At 37.3% G+C, this 17256-nt stretch carries 16 protein-coding genes; 8 read left to right on the top strand and 8 right to left on the bottom strand.

Going from position 1 to position 17256, the window contains the following annotated elements; translation table 11 throughout:
- Positions 1 to 18 precede the first annotated feature (18 nt).
- A complete protein-coding gene (locus AC3WVA_RS20260) occupies positions 19 to 537 on the top strand; it encodes a YehS family protein (protein ID WP_001251737.1) in 519 nt (172 codons plus the stop codon).
- Positions 538 to 631: 94 nt separating this feature from the next.
- On the top strand, positions 632 to 1339 hold the full coding sequence (locus AC3WVA_RS20255) for a M48 family metallopeptidase (RefSeq protein WP_098881157.1): 708 nt from the start codon (positions 632 to 634) through the stop codon (positions 1337 to 1339).
- Positions 1340 to 1539: 200 nt separating this feature from the next.
- Here AC3WVA_RS20255 and AC3WVA_RS20250 read toward each other — a convergent pair whose 3' ends face one another.
- On the bottom strand, positions 1540 to 2235 hold the full coding sequence (locus tag AC3WVA_RS20250) for an N-acetyltransferase (protein WP_098347387.1): 696 nt from the start codon (positions 2233 to 2235) through the stop codon (positions 1540 to 1542).
- Positions 2236 to 2250: 15 nt separating this feature from the next.
- Positions 2251 to 3360: a mandelate racemase/muconate lactonizing enzyme family protein gene (locus AC3WVA_RS20245; protein WP_098347388.1), complete on the bottom strand. Its 1110-nt coding sequence runs from the start codon at positions 3358 to 3360 to the stop codon at positions 2251 to 2253.
- Between the two features lie 92 nt (positions 3361 to 3452).
- Here AC3WVA_RS20245 and AC3WVA_RS20240 point away from each other — a divergent pair, with 92 nt between their 5' ends.
- Positions 3453 to 4724 (top strand): transcriptional regulator, encoded by a 1272-nt coding sequence (locus tag AC3WVA_RS20240; protein WP_071757788.1) that lies wholly within the window; start codon positions 3453 to 3455, stop codon positions 4722 to 4724.
- Here AC3WVA_RS20240 and nhaC read toward each other — a convergent pair.
- Positions 4713 to 6134, bottom strand: a complete 1422-nt coding sequence (nhaC, locus tag AC3WVA_RS20235) for a Na+/H+ antiporter NhaC (RefSeq protein WP_098347389.1) — start codon at positions 6132 to 6134, stop codon at positions 4713 to 4715. The genes AC3WVA_RS20240 and nhaC overlap by 12 nt on opposite strands.
- 282 nt (positions 6135 to 6416) lie before the next feature.
- Here nhaC and AC3WVA_RS20230 point away from each other — a divergent pair, with 282 nt between their 5' ends.
- Positions 6417 to 7532, top strand: a complete 1116-nt coding sequence (locus AC3WVA_RS20230) for a M20 peptidase aminoacylase family protein (protein ID WP_048529364.1) — start codon at positions 6417 to 6419, stop codon at positions 7530 to 7532.
- Positions 7533 to 7725: 193 nt separating this feature from the next.
- The gene (locus tag AC3WVA_RS20225) at positions 7726 to 8334 is read left to right on the top strand and encodes an SAM-dependent methyltransferase (protein WP_098521212.1); all 609 of its coding nucleotides are present in this window, start codon (positions 7726 to 7728) and stop codon (positions 8332 to 8334) included.
- Positions 8335 to 8382: 48 nt separating this feature from the next.
- On the opposite strand, the gene ahpF is transcribed toward AC3WVA_RS20225, so the two are convergent.
- Positions 8383 to 9909, bottom strand: a complete 1527-nt coding sequence (gene ahpF / locus AC3WVA_RS20220) for an alkyl hydroperoxide reductase subunit F (RefSeq protein WP_048529360.1) — start codon at positions 9907 to 9909, stop codon at positions 8383 to 8385.
- A gap of 14 nt (positions 9910 to 9923) precedes the next feature.
- Entirely contained in the window at positions 9924 to 10487 is a 564-nt protein-coding gene (ahpC, locus tag AC3WVA_RS20215) for an alkyl hydroperoxide reductase subunit C (RefSeq protein ID WP_000924422.1), read from the bottom strand.
- 589 nt (positions 10488 to 11076) lie between these two features.
- Between ahpC and mtnK the strand changes: the two genes are divergently transcribed.
- The 3 genes from mtnK to AC3WVA_RS20200 are packed head-to-tail and all read left to right on the top strand — an operon-like array spanning position 11077 to position 14057.
- A complete protein-coding gene (gene mtnK, locus AC3WVA_RS20210; RefSeq protein ID WP_071757790.1) occupies positions 11077 to 12306 on the top strand; it encodes an S-methyl-5-thioribose kinase in 1230 nt (409 codons plus the stop codon).
- Between the two features lie 12 nt (positions 12307 to 12318).
- Entirely contained in the window at positions 12319 to 13362 is a 1044-nt protein-coding gene (gene mtnA, locus AC3WVA_RS20205; protein ID WP_071757791.1) for an S-methyl-5-thioribose-1-phosphate isomerase, read from the top strand.
- 53 nt (positions 13363 to 13415) lie between these two features.
- Positions 13416 to 14057 carry an L-fuculose-phosphate aldolase gene (locus tag AC3WVA_RS20200; protein ID WP_071757792.1) on the top strand — a complete coding sequence of 214 codons (642 nt, stop codon included), beginning with the start codon at positions 13416 to 13418 and terminating at the stop codon, positions 14055 to 14057.
- A 44-nt stretch (positions 14058 to 14101) separates the two neighbouring features.
- Here AC3WVA_RS20200 and AC3WVA_RS20195 read toward each other — a convergent pair whose 3' ends face one another.
- The 3 genes from AC3WVA_RS20195 to AC3WVA_RS20185 are packed head-to-tail and all read right to left on the bottom strand — an operon-like array spanning position 14102 to position 17112.
- Entirely contained in the window at positions 14102 to 15109 is a 1008-nt protein-coding gene (locus tag AC3WVA_RS20195) for a FecCD family ABC transporter permease (RefSeq protein WP_492322119.1), read from the bottom strand.
- A complete protein-coding gene (locus AC3WVA_RS20190; RefSeq protein WP_141539646.1) occupies positions 15106 to 16146 on the bottom strand; it encodes a FecCD family ABC transporter permease in 1041 nt (346 codons plus the stop codon). The genes AC3WVA_RS20195 and AC3WVA_RS20190 overlap by 4 nt, the downstream gene beginning before the upstream one ends.
- Positions 16147 to 16194: 48 nt before the next feature.
- Complete coding sequence (locus tag AC3WVA_RS20185; RefSeq protein ID WP_342717136.1) at positions 16195 to 17112, bottom strand: iron-hydroxamate ABC transporter substrate-binding protein; 918 nt, start codon at positions 17110 to 17112, stop codon at positions 16195 to 16197.
- Positions 17113 to 17256 lie beyond the last annotated feature (144 nt).

The following is a 17256-nucleotide window of genomic DNA, read 5'->3' as shown; positions in this document are numbered from 1 at the left end:
ATTTCAGGAGGAAAAACAATGGCAATGAGCAACAACGATATATTAAAAAGAGTAAGATACGCTTTAGATATAAGAGATATAGATATGGTAGAAATCTTTAAACTTGGTGGTATGGAAGTAACGAAAGAAGACGTAGTTGATATGCTTACAAAAATAAAGAGAGCACCTCAGCACGAACCTGAAAACCCTGATGTGGAAGAAGATGAGTACGTAAAAACATGCGATATGATGATGTTAGAGGCGTTTTTCAATGGATTTATTACTTTAAAAAGAGGGAAGCAAGATCCGAAACCTGGGCAACCAGCACCTGTACAAAGCAAAGAGAGTGCTAACAACCTTCTTCTAAAGAAAATGAAAATTGCACTATCTTTAACGAGTGAGGATGTACTTGATATATTAGATAGCGTAGGCGTTACGGTGACTAAGGGAGAACTAGGCGCTCTATTAAGAAAAAAAGGCCATAAAAATTACAAAGAGTGCGGCGATAGATATGCAAGGAACTTCATTAAGGGGTTAGCTGTAAAGTATAGAGGATAATGAGCCCGTCAAAGAGGTAAATGATATAATAGGTAGAGTAGGACGTTTGTATCCTACTCTTTTTTATATGTAAAATAATACGTTAGGTGATGAAATGGTACATACATATTTAGGTGAGACAATTAATTTTCATATAACTTATAAAAAGAAAAAATCGGTGCGTCTTTTCGTAGATTCGTACGGAAATGTAGAAGTGCAAGCTCCGAAGGGAACGCCTGTTGAATACTTAGTCCAGTTGCTAGAGGAGAAATGGGATTGGATTCAGAAAACACGTAAGGAAATGCAGGAGCGAGCGCTTGGACCGCAGGAAAAGGATTATGATCAAGGCGAGGGTTTTCTATATTTAGGGAATACGTATCCGATACAAATCTCTCAAGATGCATGTATTACACAAGACAATGCAGTGTTTGAAGGAGATAAACTACATATTTATGTGAAAGAGCTTAAGGACGAGAAAGTACAACAAGCGTTAAAACGATTTTACTATAAGCAGTGTAAGTCATTGGTAGAGAAGAGTATTAAAGTGCATCAAAGTAACTTCAAAACAAAACCACGTTCTATTCGTATTACAGATAGTAGTCGTACGTGGGGCACTTGCGATTCAAATTTACAGCTAACATTCAATTGGAAGTTAGCGATGGCACCACAGCGAGTAATTGATTATGTAGTTGTTCATGAAATGTGTCATATGGTTCATTTAAATCATGATCGCTCTTTCTGGCGTCTTGTCGGGAAGATCATGCCTGATTATAAGGAAATGGAGAACTGGTTAGCGTTATCTAGTTGGAAGATGACGGTTTAATGTTGCGCTTTGTATAGGGTGCGATTATTGTCAATCTTTGCCGGTAAGTCGATATATTTCAAAAATCGCTGATATATTTGGAGTTGCGCCGATATATTTTGAAAATCGCTGATATATTTGGAGTTGCAATCGATATGTTCAATGAAGAGAAAGCAAAAGGAGATGTCATAGCAGACATCTCCTTTTTTTTGTTGTAGCAATTATCGCCCAAACTTCACAACAAAATCTTCATCCACTTTCTCCATCTTATACCCACGATACCCTTCCGAAAGTAACGCCTGCTGTCCACCAGCATCACTCATCGGAACGCTCTTAATCTCAGTCCAATCTCTTTCCTTGTCCCCACGCAATTCCTTCACAAAAACATACCGCATACTCCCGCCATATTTCTCTTTCAATGCAGCAATCTCCATCCCTTGCGCAAACTTATCCTTTAAACTTGGAATGTTAAAAGGGGCAACGGTGCAGCAAACATAATCGTACTGGCTATCTTCTTTTTGTAATTCGTCCATAATGACTTTCGCTAATATTTTTTGCATCCCATTCCCTCGGCAGTTCGGGTGAACGTTTGAGATTTCTTGATAGATGACGCGATGTAGTTCGCTTTCTGGTATGCCAATATCAAGTCCTAAATGTTCTTCGTCGATAGGAGGGACGAGTAGGGCACGAAATGCGATGAGTTCGTTTTCGATAAAAGCACCGATCATCATGCCGTTTCCTTCTAGAATGTATTGAAATTCTTCTTGTGAGAGTGGTTGTAAGCGACTTTTATCTTCTAGCGCTTCAACTACGACGTTTTGTAGTGATAAGATTTGTTCGATGTGCTCAAGTGATAGTAATGTAACGTGAAATGGATCGTTATTTTGTTTTAATGCTCCTTTATATAGCACTGTCATGTTGTTAGTCCTCCTTTAGCGTACAACGTCTTGAAAGACGGTTAGTTCTTGTAATGTATCTTCATTTATTTCAATGCCGAGTCCTGGCTTTTCGTTTAAGCGAATAAATGGTACGTCATAGTGTAAGTTTCCGATGTCTTTCGTGAATTTTAATGGACCTGTAAGTTCAACGCTCGTAATAATTTTTTTCGAGAAAGCGACATGGAATCCTGCGGAAGAGGCAACAGATGATTCGACCATAGATCCAACTTGGCATTCAATACCGGCCATTTCTGCTTGGTGAGCGAGTTTTACAGCTGGATATATGCCACCGCATTTCATTAGTTTTATATTTACTTTATCAGCAGCGTCTAATTTAATAATTTGGCGCATTTCACGAGAACCTTTTAATCCTTCATCAATCATAAGCGGAAGGTCTGTTTTAGAACGGATATGAGCCATGGCATCAATATCGTCCGCGATAACAGGTTGTTCAATCCAGTCAATGTTTAAATGTCCTAATGAACGTAGTGCTGTTAATGTGTTCGCGCTATTTTTCCAGCCTTGGTTTACATCAACGCGAATAGCAATGTCATTTCCTACACGTTCTCGTACAGCTTCAATACGTTTTACATCTTCTTTTACATTTGTACCAACTTTCATTTTGAAAGATTGGTAACCTTTTTGAATCATAGAAGCAGCTTCTTCAGCCATGGCTTCAGGTTCGGCGATACTTAAGACGTGAGTGACAGGAAACTCTTCATGGTAGCGCCCGCCAATTAATTGATATATAGGTTGATTTAGTTTTTTACCCATTATATCAAAACAAGCAATATCCATTGCGGCTTTCGCTGTTGGTACGCCGTAAATTGTATTGTCCATCATATCGTGTATTTTCTCGATATTCATTGGATTTTTTCCGATGAGCGCAGGAGCAAGTGTATGTTTTAAAGTATGGAAAGTACTTTCCCATGATTCGCCTGTAACGTGATCATCAGCAACGCCTTCACCGTAACCGATAATGCCTTCATCTGTTTCCATTTTGACGATAATAGAAGGCATATCAGAATAAGAACCATAACTAATAACAAACGGATCGCGAAGCGGTAAACGAATTGCATAAAGATGAATAGCTTTAATTTTCATTAGGTAGAGACCCCTTCCTGTTTACAATAGTTTTGTACATTTGATATAGTTGACGTTAAATAGTCGTTAATTAATGATAAGGAGTTAGAGAAATGATGATAAAAATTGCAGTTGTCAGTTCAAAAGAGTTTATGGAGACACTTTTACCTGTTGCTCATAAACTAGAAGAAATAGAGATTGATCCATATATTTACCTTCATCCGGCAGAATCTTCTGAACTATTGAAGCGTTTAAAGCCTTGTGATTTCATCTTTTTCTCAGGTGCTTTACCTTATTATATGGCAAAAGAAATAAGAGAACAATTACGAATTCCAAGTACGTACTTACAGCAAGACGAGGCAACTATTGCATCTTCTATTCTCTCTGTCATGTATCACCAAGGTATTCAACCACATCAAATTTCAATTGATTTAGTAGACCGTTCCTTCATTACAAATGTGTTCCATGATATAGGCATAAAAGAAAAGCCACAAGTGTTTGATTATAAAAATATGCTTTGGAGCAAAGATGAAATAAATAGAGTTATTGATTTTCATGTAGCTAAATATCAATCTGGAGAAGCTCATTTAGCTTTAACTAGTATTCACGCTGTCTATGATGAACTTCAAAAAATAGGTATTCCTTCAGAGCGTATGATAGATCCGAAGCAATCTATTATACATGGGTTAAAAGATGCGAAAATAAAAGCTGAGTTAGCAAAAAGCCATTCAGCTACTGTTGGTGCTTGTATGATTTCTTCTTTAGAATTACGAGAAGGTTTGTTTGAGCAATTAGATGTCATTTCAAAAGCACTACATGGTTCATTTAAAAAAATTGATGAAATGACGTTCATTTTGTATACGACTCGTGGTGATATTGAATCGATTATAAAAACGAATATGATAAATAATTTATTTGCGAGTATAGAAGGAACAATAGCTATTGGATTTGGTTATGGAAAAACCGTAAAAGAAGCGGAGCAAAATGCTAAAATCGCTCAAGATTTTGCGAAGAACAATCCACTAGACCACTGTTTTTATATACTAACAAGTGATAAAGAACTATTTGGTCCGTTCCCGAAAGAACAGAGAGTACAAAGTTTGAAGAATGAAAACCCGGAACTAATGAAAATAGCGAAGGAAACGAAACTTAGTCCAGCAAACTTATCAAAAATTATTCAATTTAGTCAATCACATTCGTCATTGAAGTTTACTGCAGCAGATCTTTCTGAATACTTACAAGTGACTCGCCGATCAACAGAAAGGTTATTAAAGAAACTTGTTGATTATGGATATGCTCATATTTGCGGCGAGGAAATGCCTTATCAACAAGGACGCCCTCGCGCAATATATGAACTGAATTTACCGTTATCTTTAAGCTTCTAATTGAGCTTTTTGTTTTTTTAGTAGTTCTGCTTTTTCAATGTCAGATAGTTTTGTAATTGTGAAACCAGTTATACCATAAATGATTGAGATAATAGGTACGATGAAATTCAATATAGCATAAGGAGCATATTCGAATGCGCCAACTCCAAGTGTTGCGAGTATAAATACACCACATGTATTCCAAGGCACGAACACAGAAGTTAATGTTCCGCCATCTTCTAATGCTCTGGATAAATTTTTAGAATGTAGTCCTTTTTCTGTGTATGCATTTGCGTACATTCTTGAAGGAACAACAATCGAAATATATTGTTCAGAGCAAGTAAGATTGGTTGCAAAGCAAGATGCGATAGTAGAAGCGATAAGCCCTTTTGCTGATGTCGCTAATTTTAAAATTTGATTTACAATTGAGCGAAGAATACCAGTATGTTCTAGTACTCCGCCAAAAGTCATAGCGACAATTGTCATAGAAACAGTATTCATCATCGAATCTAAGCCACCGCGGTTAAAGAGTTCGTCTACTAGCTTGTTTCCAGTGTCTATGACAAATCCAGCTTGGAGTGCACCGACAGATGCCGAGACAGAACCACCTTGAATAAAGACTTGTGATAAAAATCCTAAAATAATACCTACGAGAATGGCTGGTATAGCAGGAACTTTTTTTGCGACTAATACCATAACAACTACAGGTATGATTAGTAGGAAAGGGGAGATAACAAAGTTTTGTTGCAACACTTGTAACGTTTGATCGATGCTTTTTGCATCAATATTGTTCTCGCCGAAACTTCTTCCTAAGACTGCATAGACGATAAGAGTAATAATTAAACCTGGGATTGTAGTAAATAACATATGACGGATATGCCCGAATAAATCTGTATTTGTTAATCCTGCGGCTAAGTTTGTCGTGTCTGAAAGCGGTGACATTTTATCGCCGAAATAAGAGCCTGAAATAATGGCACCAGCAACCATTGGAGCTGGGATTCCCATACTTAGGCCAATTCCCATTCCAGCAACACCAATTGTGCCCATTGTAGACCAAGAGCTACCGATCGCTAACGCAACGATAGAACAAATCACGGTAATTGAAACTAAAAATAGTGATGGAGTTAAAAGTTTTAAACCGTAATAAATCATTGTTGCGACGATTCCCCCGCCAATCCAAGCACCGATTGTTAAACCTACAAGAATAATGATAACGATAGCGGGTAATGCAAGACGAATTCCTTTATACATTGCTTCTTCAAGATCGTTCCACTTGTAGCCATAGCGCCAAGCGACGATAGAAGCAACGGTTGTACCGATAATAAGTGGGACGTGAGGGCTTTGTTTTAATACAACAATTGTAACCATCATAACTGCAACTGTAATGATAATAGGGATTATTGCTATTCCAAAAGGTATTTCTTTTTTCATAAAGTTCCTCCTTGTTATGTATGTTTGTTTGTATTTTTAGAATTGTCGTAAAATAGACGTTTATTAGGTTATAATAACTAAAAATATATGTAAGCGTCAATAAAAAAACAGAAAATAAGGAATGTTCTATCGTTATAAAGTGAGTGGGAATAAGCTGTCGATTGTATTTAAAAATAAATAATTGACTTTTTTCTTAAAATTCAATATGTTCATAAAAACATCTGTTTTTCATAAGTATAATTAACCTGAATGGTTTTGGAATTGGGGAAGGAGAATGTAGCTTTGAAAACATTAGAATTACAAGAGCGTTTAACTGAAATTTTTCAGCATTTACATGAAAACCCTGAAGTGAGTTGGAAAGAATATGAAACGACAGCGTATATTACTGACTTTTTAAAAGAAGAAGGAATTTCATATAGAACATTTGATGATTGTCCAGGTGTAATTGCTGAGATTGGAGGCGGTAATCCCGTTATTGCGATTCGTGCTGATATGGATGCACTTTGGCAAGAAGTAGATGGAGAATTTAAAGCGAACCATTCATGTGGTCATGATGCTCATATGACTATTGTAATGGGGCTGATTTTACAATTGAAAAATATGAGATGGAAAAGTGGTACGGTTAGATTTATTTTTCAGCCAGCAGAAGAGAAGGGTAATGGTGCTTTGAAGATGGTGGAGAAAGGTGCTGTAGATGATGCTGATTTCTTATTTGGTGTCCATCTAAGACCGATTGAAGAACTATCTTTGAAACAAGCAGCCTCATCTATTCGCCATGGAGCAGCAGGATTTTTAGAGGGTACGATTCACGGAGAAGATGCACATGGAGCACGCCCACATCAAGGGATAAATGCGATTGATGTCATTTCCATGATTAATATCGGTTTGAAAAATATTTGGCTGCCACCGCAAAGTTCTTATTCAGTAAAAATGACGAGATGCCAAGCTGGTGGTGATAATTTAAATATTATTCCGGGAAATGGTCATTTCAGTTTAGATGTAAGAGCAGAGAGTAATATACTATTAGAAGAATTAAAGAAAAAGATTGAGCATGTAATAGAATCAGCTGCATCGATGGGGTCGAAAACTTCATACGAATGGATGGATCTTGCACCAGGAGCAGAGGTTTCCGAAGAAGCAGAGCGCTTTATGCGTAAAGGTATTCTCGAAGTGTATGGGGAAGAGAGATGCACAGGGCCTCTCTATACGACAGGAAGTGATGATTTCCATTATTATACAGTGAAAAGACCACATTTAAAAGCTGTCATGCTTGGACTAGGAGCAGACCTACAACCTGGATTACACCATCCGTATATGAGGTTTGATCATAGTTGTATTATGGATGGGGTAGAAATATTGAAACAAACTGTATTGAAAGTGTTAGAAAACAGGAGCTAGAGAGCTCCTGTTTTTTTGTCGTGAATTGTCGGCAAATCGATATATTTGAAAAATCGTTGATATATTTTGAGTTATGATAGATATATTGAGAAAATCGTTAATATAATTTCACGTACCTATTAATTTGATGAAAAATGAGCCTCCAGTACATGGTGTATAATAATAAGTACCATTTTCTAATAGGAGAAGAAGAATGAACGAACAATATTACGATGCTGTATTACATATAAAAACTGTCGGTGAGCAAAAAGGGTTTAACAAGTCTATGCATTATCACCGTTATGAACCGACGCCGTATAGCGGATTAGATGAGTTATTGAATCAATATGAAATACGAAGTAGCGACCGAATTGTAGACTTTGGATGCGGAAAAGGACGATTAAACTTTTACATGCACCATAAGTGTGATGCTTCAGCAGTTGGAATTGAAATGAATGAAGAGTTTTATAAAGACGCGATGGATAATCGAGATCGTTATGCACGAAAGGCACGAAACAGTAAGGGGAAAATTCAATTCCAGTGTTGTTTAGCGCAGGAATATGAGATTGATCCACATGATAATAGGTTTTATTTCTTTAATCCGTTTTCTGTACAAGTGTTTATGAATGTAGTAAATAACATTTTGGTTTCAGTAGAAGAAATGGGGAGAGAAGTGGATATTATTTTATATTATCCTTCTGAGGACTATATTTTCTTCTTAGAAAATCAGACTGCGTTTGAGCTGAAGAAAGAAGTTAGATTGCCAGGTGCTTATGAGAAGAATGGGAATGAGAGGTTTTTAGTTTATACATTAAGATTATAAAAAAGCAGGTGCCGAGGCACCTGCTTTTCTTTACTCACGTCTATATAATTAGTTACGGATTAAGTAATCAAATGCACCTAAAGCTGCGTTTGCACCTGAACCCATAGAGATGATGATTTGTTTGTACGGATTATTTGTACAGTCACCTGCAGCAAACACTCCTGGTACGTTTGTAGCGCCGTGCTTGTCTGTTACGATTTCACCGCGAGCGCGTTCAACTGTTTCGCCTAACCAGTCTGTGTTTGGAACAAGACCGATTTGTACGAATACACCTTGTAATTCAACGTGATGAACTTCTTCAGTTTCACGATCGATGTAAGAAATACCGTTTACTTTGTCAGTACCAGTGATTTCTTTTGTTTGAACGTTTTTCAGAACAGTTACGTTTGGTAAGCTGTTAAGACGCTCTTGTAATACAGCATCAGCTTTTAATTCTGGCATGAATTCAAGAACAGTTACGTGCTTAACAATACCTGCTAAGTCGATTGCTGCTTCAATACCAGAGTTACCGCCGCCGATAACTGCTACGTCTTTTCCAGTGAATAATGGACCGTCACAGTGTGGGCAGTATGCTACACCTTTATTTTTGAACTCAGCTTCACCTGGTACGCCAACGTTACGCCAGCGAGCACCTGTAGAAACGATTACGCTCTTACTTTTCAGAATAGCGCCGTTTTCAAGTTCCACTTCAATAAGTTCTTTCTTCTCTAAACGTTTTGCACGTTGTAGATTCATTACATCGATGTCGTATTCTTTAACGTGCTCTTCAAGGCTTGCTACTAGCTTAGGACCTTCAGTGCGTTTTACGCTGATGAAGTTCTCAATGCCCATAGTATCCATTACTTGACCACCGAAGCGCTCAGCAACGATACCAGTGCGGATGCCTTTACGTGCTGCATAAATCGCTGCACTTGCACCAGCAGGACCGCCACCAACAACAAGAACATCGTATGGATCTTTATCAGAAAGCTCTGATGCATCTGGACCGTTACCCATTTTAGCTAAAATTTCTTCAAGAGTCATACGACCGCTTCCGAAAGATTCGCCGTTTAGGAAAACTGTTGGTACTGCCATGATGTCTTTGCTTTCTACTTCCTCTTTGAATGCAGCGCCATCAATCATAGTATGTGTAATACCAGAGTTTAGAACGCTCATTACGTTAAGAGCTTGTACAACATCAGGACAGTTATGACAACTTAGGCTGATATAAGATTCAAAATGATATTCGCCTTGAATGTTTTTAATTTGATCGATTAATTTTTGTTCAACTTTTGGAGCGCGTCCACTTACTTGTAGTAAAGCTAACACTAATGAAGTGAATTCGTGTCCTAATGGAATACCAGCGAATACAACACCAGTGTCTTCACCAGGGCGGTTTACGCTAAAGCTTGGTGTTCTCTCTAATTCAACTTTTTCTACTGTAATCTTAGATGACATAGTAGCTAATTCGTCTACTAGAGCTAACATATCTTTAGATACGTCATCGTCTCCTGCGCTTACTTTAAGTAAAATGTCATTCTCCATTAACTGAAGATATTGGGATAGTTGTGTTTTTATATCTGCATCTAGTATCATTTTGATCGAACTCCTTAGATTTTGCCTACAAGGTCAAGGCTTGGTTTAAGTGTTGCAGAACCCTCTTGCCATTTAGCTGGGCAAACTTCACCTGGGTTGTTACGTACGTATTGAGCTGCTTTAATTTTGTTAACAAGAATACTTGCGTCACGGCCGATACCGTCAGCATTGATTTCCATAGATTGGATAACGCCGTCTGGATCGATGATGAATGTACCACGAGCAGCAAGACCTTCTTCTTCCATTAAAACGTTGAAATTTGTAGTGATTGTGCGAGTTGGGTCACCAATCATGATGTACTCGATTTTGCCGATAGTTTCTGAGCTATCATGCCATGCTTTGTGAGTGAAGTGAGTGTCTGTAGATACAGAGTATACTTCAACGCCTAACTCTTTAAGAGTTGCGTATTGGTTTTGTAAGTCTTCAAGTTCAGTTGGGCAAACGAATGTGAAGTCAGCTGGGTAGAAACAAACTACACTCCATTTTCCTTTTAAACTTTCGTCAGTAACTTGGATAAATTCTCCATTATGGTAAGCATTAGCTTTAAACGGTTTTACTTCTGTGCCGATTAATAACATATTAAAATTCCTCCTAAATGTTGGTTTTGAGCATCAAAAAATAGTGTGCTCATAAAATATATTTTTTAATTAACTATAATAATTCTAATTCGATATTAATTATCATATAGAAGTGGTTATTTTGTCAAGAGAATAAACGAACTTTATATCAATTTAATTAATATTTATTCTCAATTAAGATTGTTAGGGAATGAAAAGGTAGTTTTTATGTAATAGATTTTCAATGAGTATGTAAAAGAGTAGTGCGTATGTTAGAGACATGTTGTAAGTATAAATTGATAGGAAGGGAATAATTCTTAGAAGTTGTGGATTTGAAAAGGGATTGCTTATTTCTATTTTACAAAGAATTGTGTGATAAATAAAATAAAATGTATCGGAATCTTTGTGAACAATTATTGTCATCTCAAATATAATTAGGAAGTATATTTGAGATGATATAGAAGCATTGACTCGAGGGGCTAACAAGATATAATAAAACCTAGATATACATTTTAAGAAAGAAGAACATATAATATAGGATGAAAAAATTTTACCCTATTATTTTTTATAGCTTTTAGAAAACGCTTACAATTAGTGTGGAGGGGAAACCATGTCTAAGTTCACAAAGTATTTTTTAATGGAAGCTAACGATGTGATTGTATATGTGAAAGAGAAATTATGTAAGTTCGAGGATGCAAAGGGGGTACAGTGTAAAGAAATAGGCGATGGTAATTTAAATTATGTATTCCGCGTTTGGGATGAACAGAAGAATATTTCTGTCATTGTAAAGCAAGCTGGGGATACAGCGCGTATTTCAGATGAGTTTAAGTTGTCGACGAATCGTATTCGTATAGAATCAGATGTTTTGCAGTTAGAGGAGGAGTTAGCACCTGGGCTTGTTCCAAAGGTGTATTTGTTTGATAGTGTGATGAATTGTTGCGTAATGGAAGATTTATCGGACCACACAATATTACGTACAGCACTTATAAATCATCAAATGTTTCCAAAGCTTGCGGATGATTTAACGACCTTTTTAGTAAATACACTCCTATTAACATCGGATGTTGTAATGAATCATAAAGAGAAGAAGGAACTTGTGAAAAACTATATAAATCCTGAATTATGTGAGATTACAGAAGACCTCGTATACGCTGAACCATTTACAAATCATAATAAGCGTAATGAGCTGTTTCCGTTAAATGAAGGATGGATTAGAGAACATATTTATAGTGATAAAGAGCTTCGTATGGAAGTTGCAAAACTTAAGTTTTCTTTTATGACGAATGCACAGGCGCTTATTCATGGTGATTTGCATACTGGTTCTGTTTTTGTGAAAAGTGATTCCACAAAGGTTATTGATCCTGAGTTTGCCTTTTATGGACCGATGGGATACGACGTTGGAAATGTAATGGCGAATTTAATGTTTGCTTGGGTGAATGCAGATGCAACCATGCCGCCCGGTACTGAGAAAGATACGTATATGAGTTGGTTACAAACGACAATGGTAGAGGTAATTGATTTGTTTAAGAAGAAGTTTTTAAGTGCATGGGATATTCATGTGACCGAGATTATGGCGAAGGAAGAAGGCTTTAAGGAAGTATATTTACAATCTGTATTAGAGGATACAGCTGCAGTAACAGGTCTTGAGTTAATTCGTCGTATTGTTGGGCTAGCGAAAGTAAAAGATATGACTTGCATTGAGAATGAGGAAGCACGTGCTAGAGCAGAACGCATTTGTCTTCAAGTAGCGAAGAAATTTATTTTACAGGCGAATCAATATAAAACAGGCACAAACTTTGTAGAAGCGTTAAAAGAACAGTCAATGAACTATGCGAAGTAAGGGGAGAAGATGATGGAAGAGCAATTAATACCCATTCAGTGGAAAGATGATTCTTTAGTTTTATTAGATCAAACATTATTACCGAATGAGGTTGTCTATGAATCTTTCAAGACAGCTGAAAGCGTGTGGGATGCCATTCAAGTAATGAAGGTAAGAGGGGCGCCAGCGATTGGTGTTTCAGCAGCGTATGGTGTGTATTTAGGCGCTAAGGAAGTTACTCAAAGTACGGTGGAAGACTTTATAGCTGAAGTCAAAAAGGTGTGTGCATATTTGGCAACATCAAGGCCGACAGCAGTAAATTTATTTTGGGCACTTGAAAGAATGGAGGCAGTCGCGGCAGAGAACTCACATTTATCAATCGCTCAGTTGAAAGATAGATTACTAGAAGAGGCAAAAGAGATTCATAGAGAAGATGAGGAAATTAACCGTCAAATTGGGGAACATGCATTAACGTTATTCCATGATGGAATGGGAGTATTAACACATTGTAATGCTGGTGCGTTAGCGACGACTAAGTATGGTACTGCGACAGCTCCAATGTACTTAGCGAAAGAAAAAGGATGGGACTTAAAAATCTATTCAGATGAAACTCGTCCTAGGTTACAAGGTTCAACGTTAACAGCATTAGAACTACAGCGAGCGGGAATTGATGTTACTGTCATTACGGATAATATGGCAGCTATGGTCATGTCACAAGGAAAAATCGACGCTGTAATCGTTGGATGTGACCGCGTGGCAGCAAACGGTGATGTAGCAAATAAAATTGGGACATTAGGTGTATCTATTTTAGCGAAATACTACAACATTCCGTTTTATGTAGCAACGCCAACGCCGACAATCGACTTGAAAACACCGACCGGAAAAGAAATTCCGATTGAGGAAAGAGATGCTTCTGAGGTGATTAATCGTTTCGGACAATATTCTGCTCCAAAGGAAAGTAAAGTATATAATCCAGCATTTGATGTCACGCCACATGAAAATGTAACAGCGATTATTACGGAAAAAGGGATTGTAAAAGCACCGTTTACGGAGAATTTAAAAAAGCTATTTCAATAAGTAGATAGAATGAAAAGTCAGTCATCATAAGCTTCATACTTAGGGGGATGTATATGTTATTACAAAAAGAAAGAGAAGAAATTGTAGCGTATGGAAAGAAAATGATTTCTAGCGGTTTAACAAAGGGGACAGGTGGTAATATTAGTATTTTCAATCGCGAGCAAGGTCTTATTGCGATTAGCCCAAGTGGTTTAGAGTATTACGAAACAAAACCTGAAGATGTAGTTATATTAAACTTAGATGGTGAAGTGGTAGAGGGAGAGAGAAAACCATCAAGTGAGCTAGATATGCATCTTATTTATTATAGAAATCGTGAAGATATAAATGCGCTTGTGCATACACATTCACCTTATGCGAAGACGATTGCATCATTAGGGTGGGAGCTTCCTGCTGTATCATATTTAATTGCTTTTGCAGGACCGAATGTGCGCTGTGCACCGTATGAAACATTTGGGACGAAGCAATTAGCAGAGGCTGCTTTCGAAGGCATGATTGATCGCCGTGCTGTTTTACTTGCGAACCACGGTTTAATTGCAGGTGCAAATAATATAAAAATGGCATTTACTGTTGCGGAAGAAATTGAGTTTTGTGCGCAAATTTATTATCAAACGAAAAGCGTCGGAGAACCGAAGTTATTGCCAGAAGATGAGATGGAGAATTTGGCGAAGAAGTTTGAAGGATATGGGCAGCAATAGAATGATACAAAAACACCCTCAAGATTTCACTCTTGAGGGTGTTTCTATGCTTTCTTAAGCAACAAATACATAAAGTAAGGAGTACCAATTAAAGCAACGACAATACCTGCTGGAATGCCATTAGGTTCAACGATGTTTCGTCCAATTGTGTCTGCTAATAGCAATAGCCATCCGCCGATTAAAACGGCGATAGGCAAGAAGATTTGATGTCTTGGACCTACTAAAGATTTCGCGATGTGAGGAGCCATTAGCCCGATAAAGCTAATTCCTCCTGTTACGGAAACAGCTGCAGCAGCAAGTGCAACGGCTGCAACTAATAAGTATCGGCGCTCTTTTTCAATTTCAATTCCCACGCCGATTGCGACTGGCTCGTTTAATGCTAGAATGTTTAATCGATTTGCTTTATAGAAAACGAACGGAATGAATACGGTTAACCACGGGAGCATTGCGAAAACGAAGATCCAGTCATCTCCCCAAATGTTTCCAGCGATCCACTTGGCGATAAAGTCCACTTTCATACGATCAGCAGATGAAATAAGGACAATCATCATTCCAGATAGTGCAAATGAAAAACCAATACCAGTTAATGTTAATCGGATTGGCTGAAGTCCAGTTGATTTACTATATGAAAATACGTAAATTAGAACAGCTGTCAGAAATGCTCCGATAAATCCAACGACAGGTAGTAAGTAAAGAAATGAACCTACATCTATTGGAAAGTATAAAAAGAAAATAGCAACGGCAACACCGGCCCCAGAATTGAACCCGAGAATACCAGGTTCAGCTAAATCGTTTCGGGTAATTCCTTGCAGAATAGCCCCTGATAAAGCGAGAGCCATACCAGCTAATAATGTAATGACAATTCTAGGTAGTCTTAAAGAGTATAAAACGAACTCCTCTTTAAAAGTCCCTTGTCCCATTAATGTTGGGAGTAGTCGATCATAAGATAAAGATGCTGAACCGAGTCCCATTCCAACTACAATGGTTGTGATGGTTAGTATAAGTAAAGCGAGTATAATAAGACGTTGTTTTCTTAGAATAGATTGTATCATGAGAATGTTTTTCCTCCTTTACGTACAATGAATAGGAAGAATGGTAGCCCTACAATTGCGACAATAGCGGCAACTGGTGTTTCGTACGGAGCGTTAATCGTACGTCCGATTGTATCTGCAAGTAGCATAAAGGAGGCTCCAGCAATTGCTGACATCGGTATAACAAATCGGTAATCTGGACCGACAATTGGGCGTACCATATGAGGCACCATTAAACCGATAAATGCCATATTTCCGACAAGCGCTACAGACGCACCTGCAAGTAAAATAATAATGATAAATAGAATGGTTTTAATAACAATAATTTTTTGACCTAGTCCAATAGCTACTTCTTCACTGAAACTAAGAACCGTCAATTTTTTTGCTAGTAAGATAGCGATAAAGATACTAATTGAAATGACTGGAATAATAATTTTTAATTGGTCCCAAGTTGTTCCAATTACGCCCCCAGCAGTCCAAAGTGATACCTCTTGTGAAATTTTAAAGTAAATGCCGACACCTTCTGAAATTGCAAGCAAAAATGCTGAAACGGCAGCACCAGCTAATACAATTCGAAGAGGAGAAAGTCCGCCTTTTTTCACCATACCAATGCCAAATACCATAACTGCACCAATTGCAGCACCGATAAAGCAAGCAAATGTTAAGTAAAGATAGCTGATGGAAGGGTTGAAGGCCAGCGTTAACGCAAGTGCAGCATTTGCTCCACCAGATAACCCTAATAATCCCGGATCTGCAAGTGGATTTCGTGTTAATCCTTGCATAATTGCTCCAGAAACAGCAAGTCCAGCTCCTACAAAAATTGCAGCTACTTCACGTGGTAAACGAATTTCGCGAATAATAGATAGTTTGTCCCCTTTAGCGGAGGAAGTGAGTGCTAACCATACATCTTTTATTGAAGTATCTGCAGCCCCTAATACCATTGCCACCATAAAAATAAGAAAGAATGCAATTATGCTCAAAATGAGTTTGTACGTAAAAGCTATAGAACGTGGATTATCGTAATCTTTTGTCATTCGTTTCACATCTTTTCTGTTCATAGAATAAAGGAAGAGGAATTCTTAAATTAAGAATTCCTCATGTTTGTATTATTTACCAAGAAAGCTCTTCTTGAAGAAGTCTAGTTGGAAATCTAATGTAAGTGGATCATTGAAATAGAATTCCATCATGTTTGCTTCGTATACGCGATTATTTTTTACTGCTGGGATGTTTTTATATGATTCTGTCTCTTGGAATGAGTTATCAGTATCTTTGTTTTTACTTAAGATTAAGTAATCACCAGCAAACTCAGGTAATACCTCAGTAGATAATGCGTAGTAACCTTCTTTTAATGCTTTTTCTTTTACTTTTTCAGGCATTTTTAATTTCATTTCTTGGTACAGAATTTCTGTTCCACGGCCCCAGTTCTCGCCGTATACATAAAGCTGTTTGTTGAAGTTTTCTACAACAGAAACTGTTGCATCTTCACCGATTTTTGCTTTAATTTCTTTACCAGCGTCTTGTGCACGTTTCTTGAAGTCATCAACCCAAGTTTTTGCTTCTTTTTCTTTGTTTAATAACTTACCGATTTCTAAATGCTGTGTTAAGTAATCAACTTTTCCGTAAGTGTATGTTACAGTAGGAGCGATTTTCTTTAACTTATCAACATTTTTAATATTTGATAAACCAATGATTAAATCTGGGTTTAGTTCAGCGATTTTTTCAACATTTTCATCTGATACTTCAGCAACATCTTTAAGTTTGCTATCAAAACGTGGGTTTTGTTTAGACCATGAATCTACCCCAACAAGATTTACATCTAATGACATTACGTTACCAGCAAATGATGATAAAACAACAACGCGTTTTGGATTTGCAGGAACTTCTACTTTACCATTTTCAGATTGGTATGTAATTGTTTCTGATTTACTACCTTTTGCCTCGTTCTTTTTGTCTGTAGAGCCATTGCTACAAGCACTCATAACAAGAACGAAAAGAACTGTTAGTGAAATAAATAACTTTTTCATCGTTTTTCTCCTTTAACATAGATGATATGTGTATACAATAATTTGTTTAACTTTAATCTTTTGAAAGAGTAGTGGTAATACAAAATACGTATTAATAATCTTGAATACGAGATTTTACAATATAGTATTAACCATATTAATGAA

It is taken from the genome of Bacillus sp. EB106-04-02-XG92 (assembly GCF_058791995.1).
Note: the sequence above shows the minus strand (reverse complement) of the source record. Positions and strands in the feature narration are given on the sequence as shown.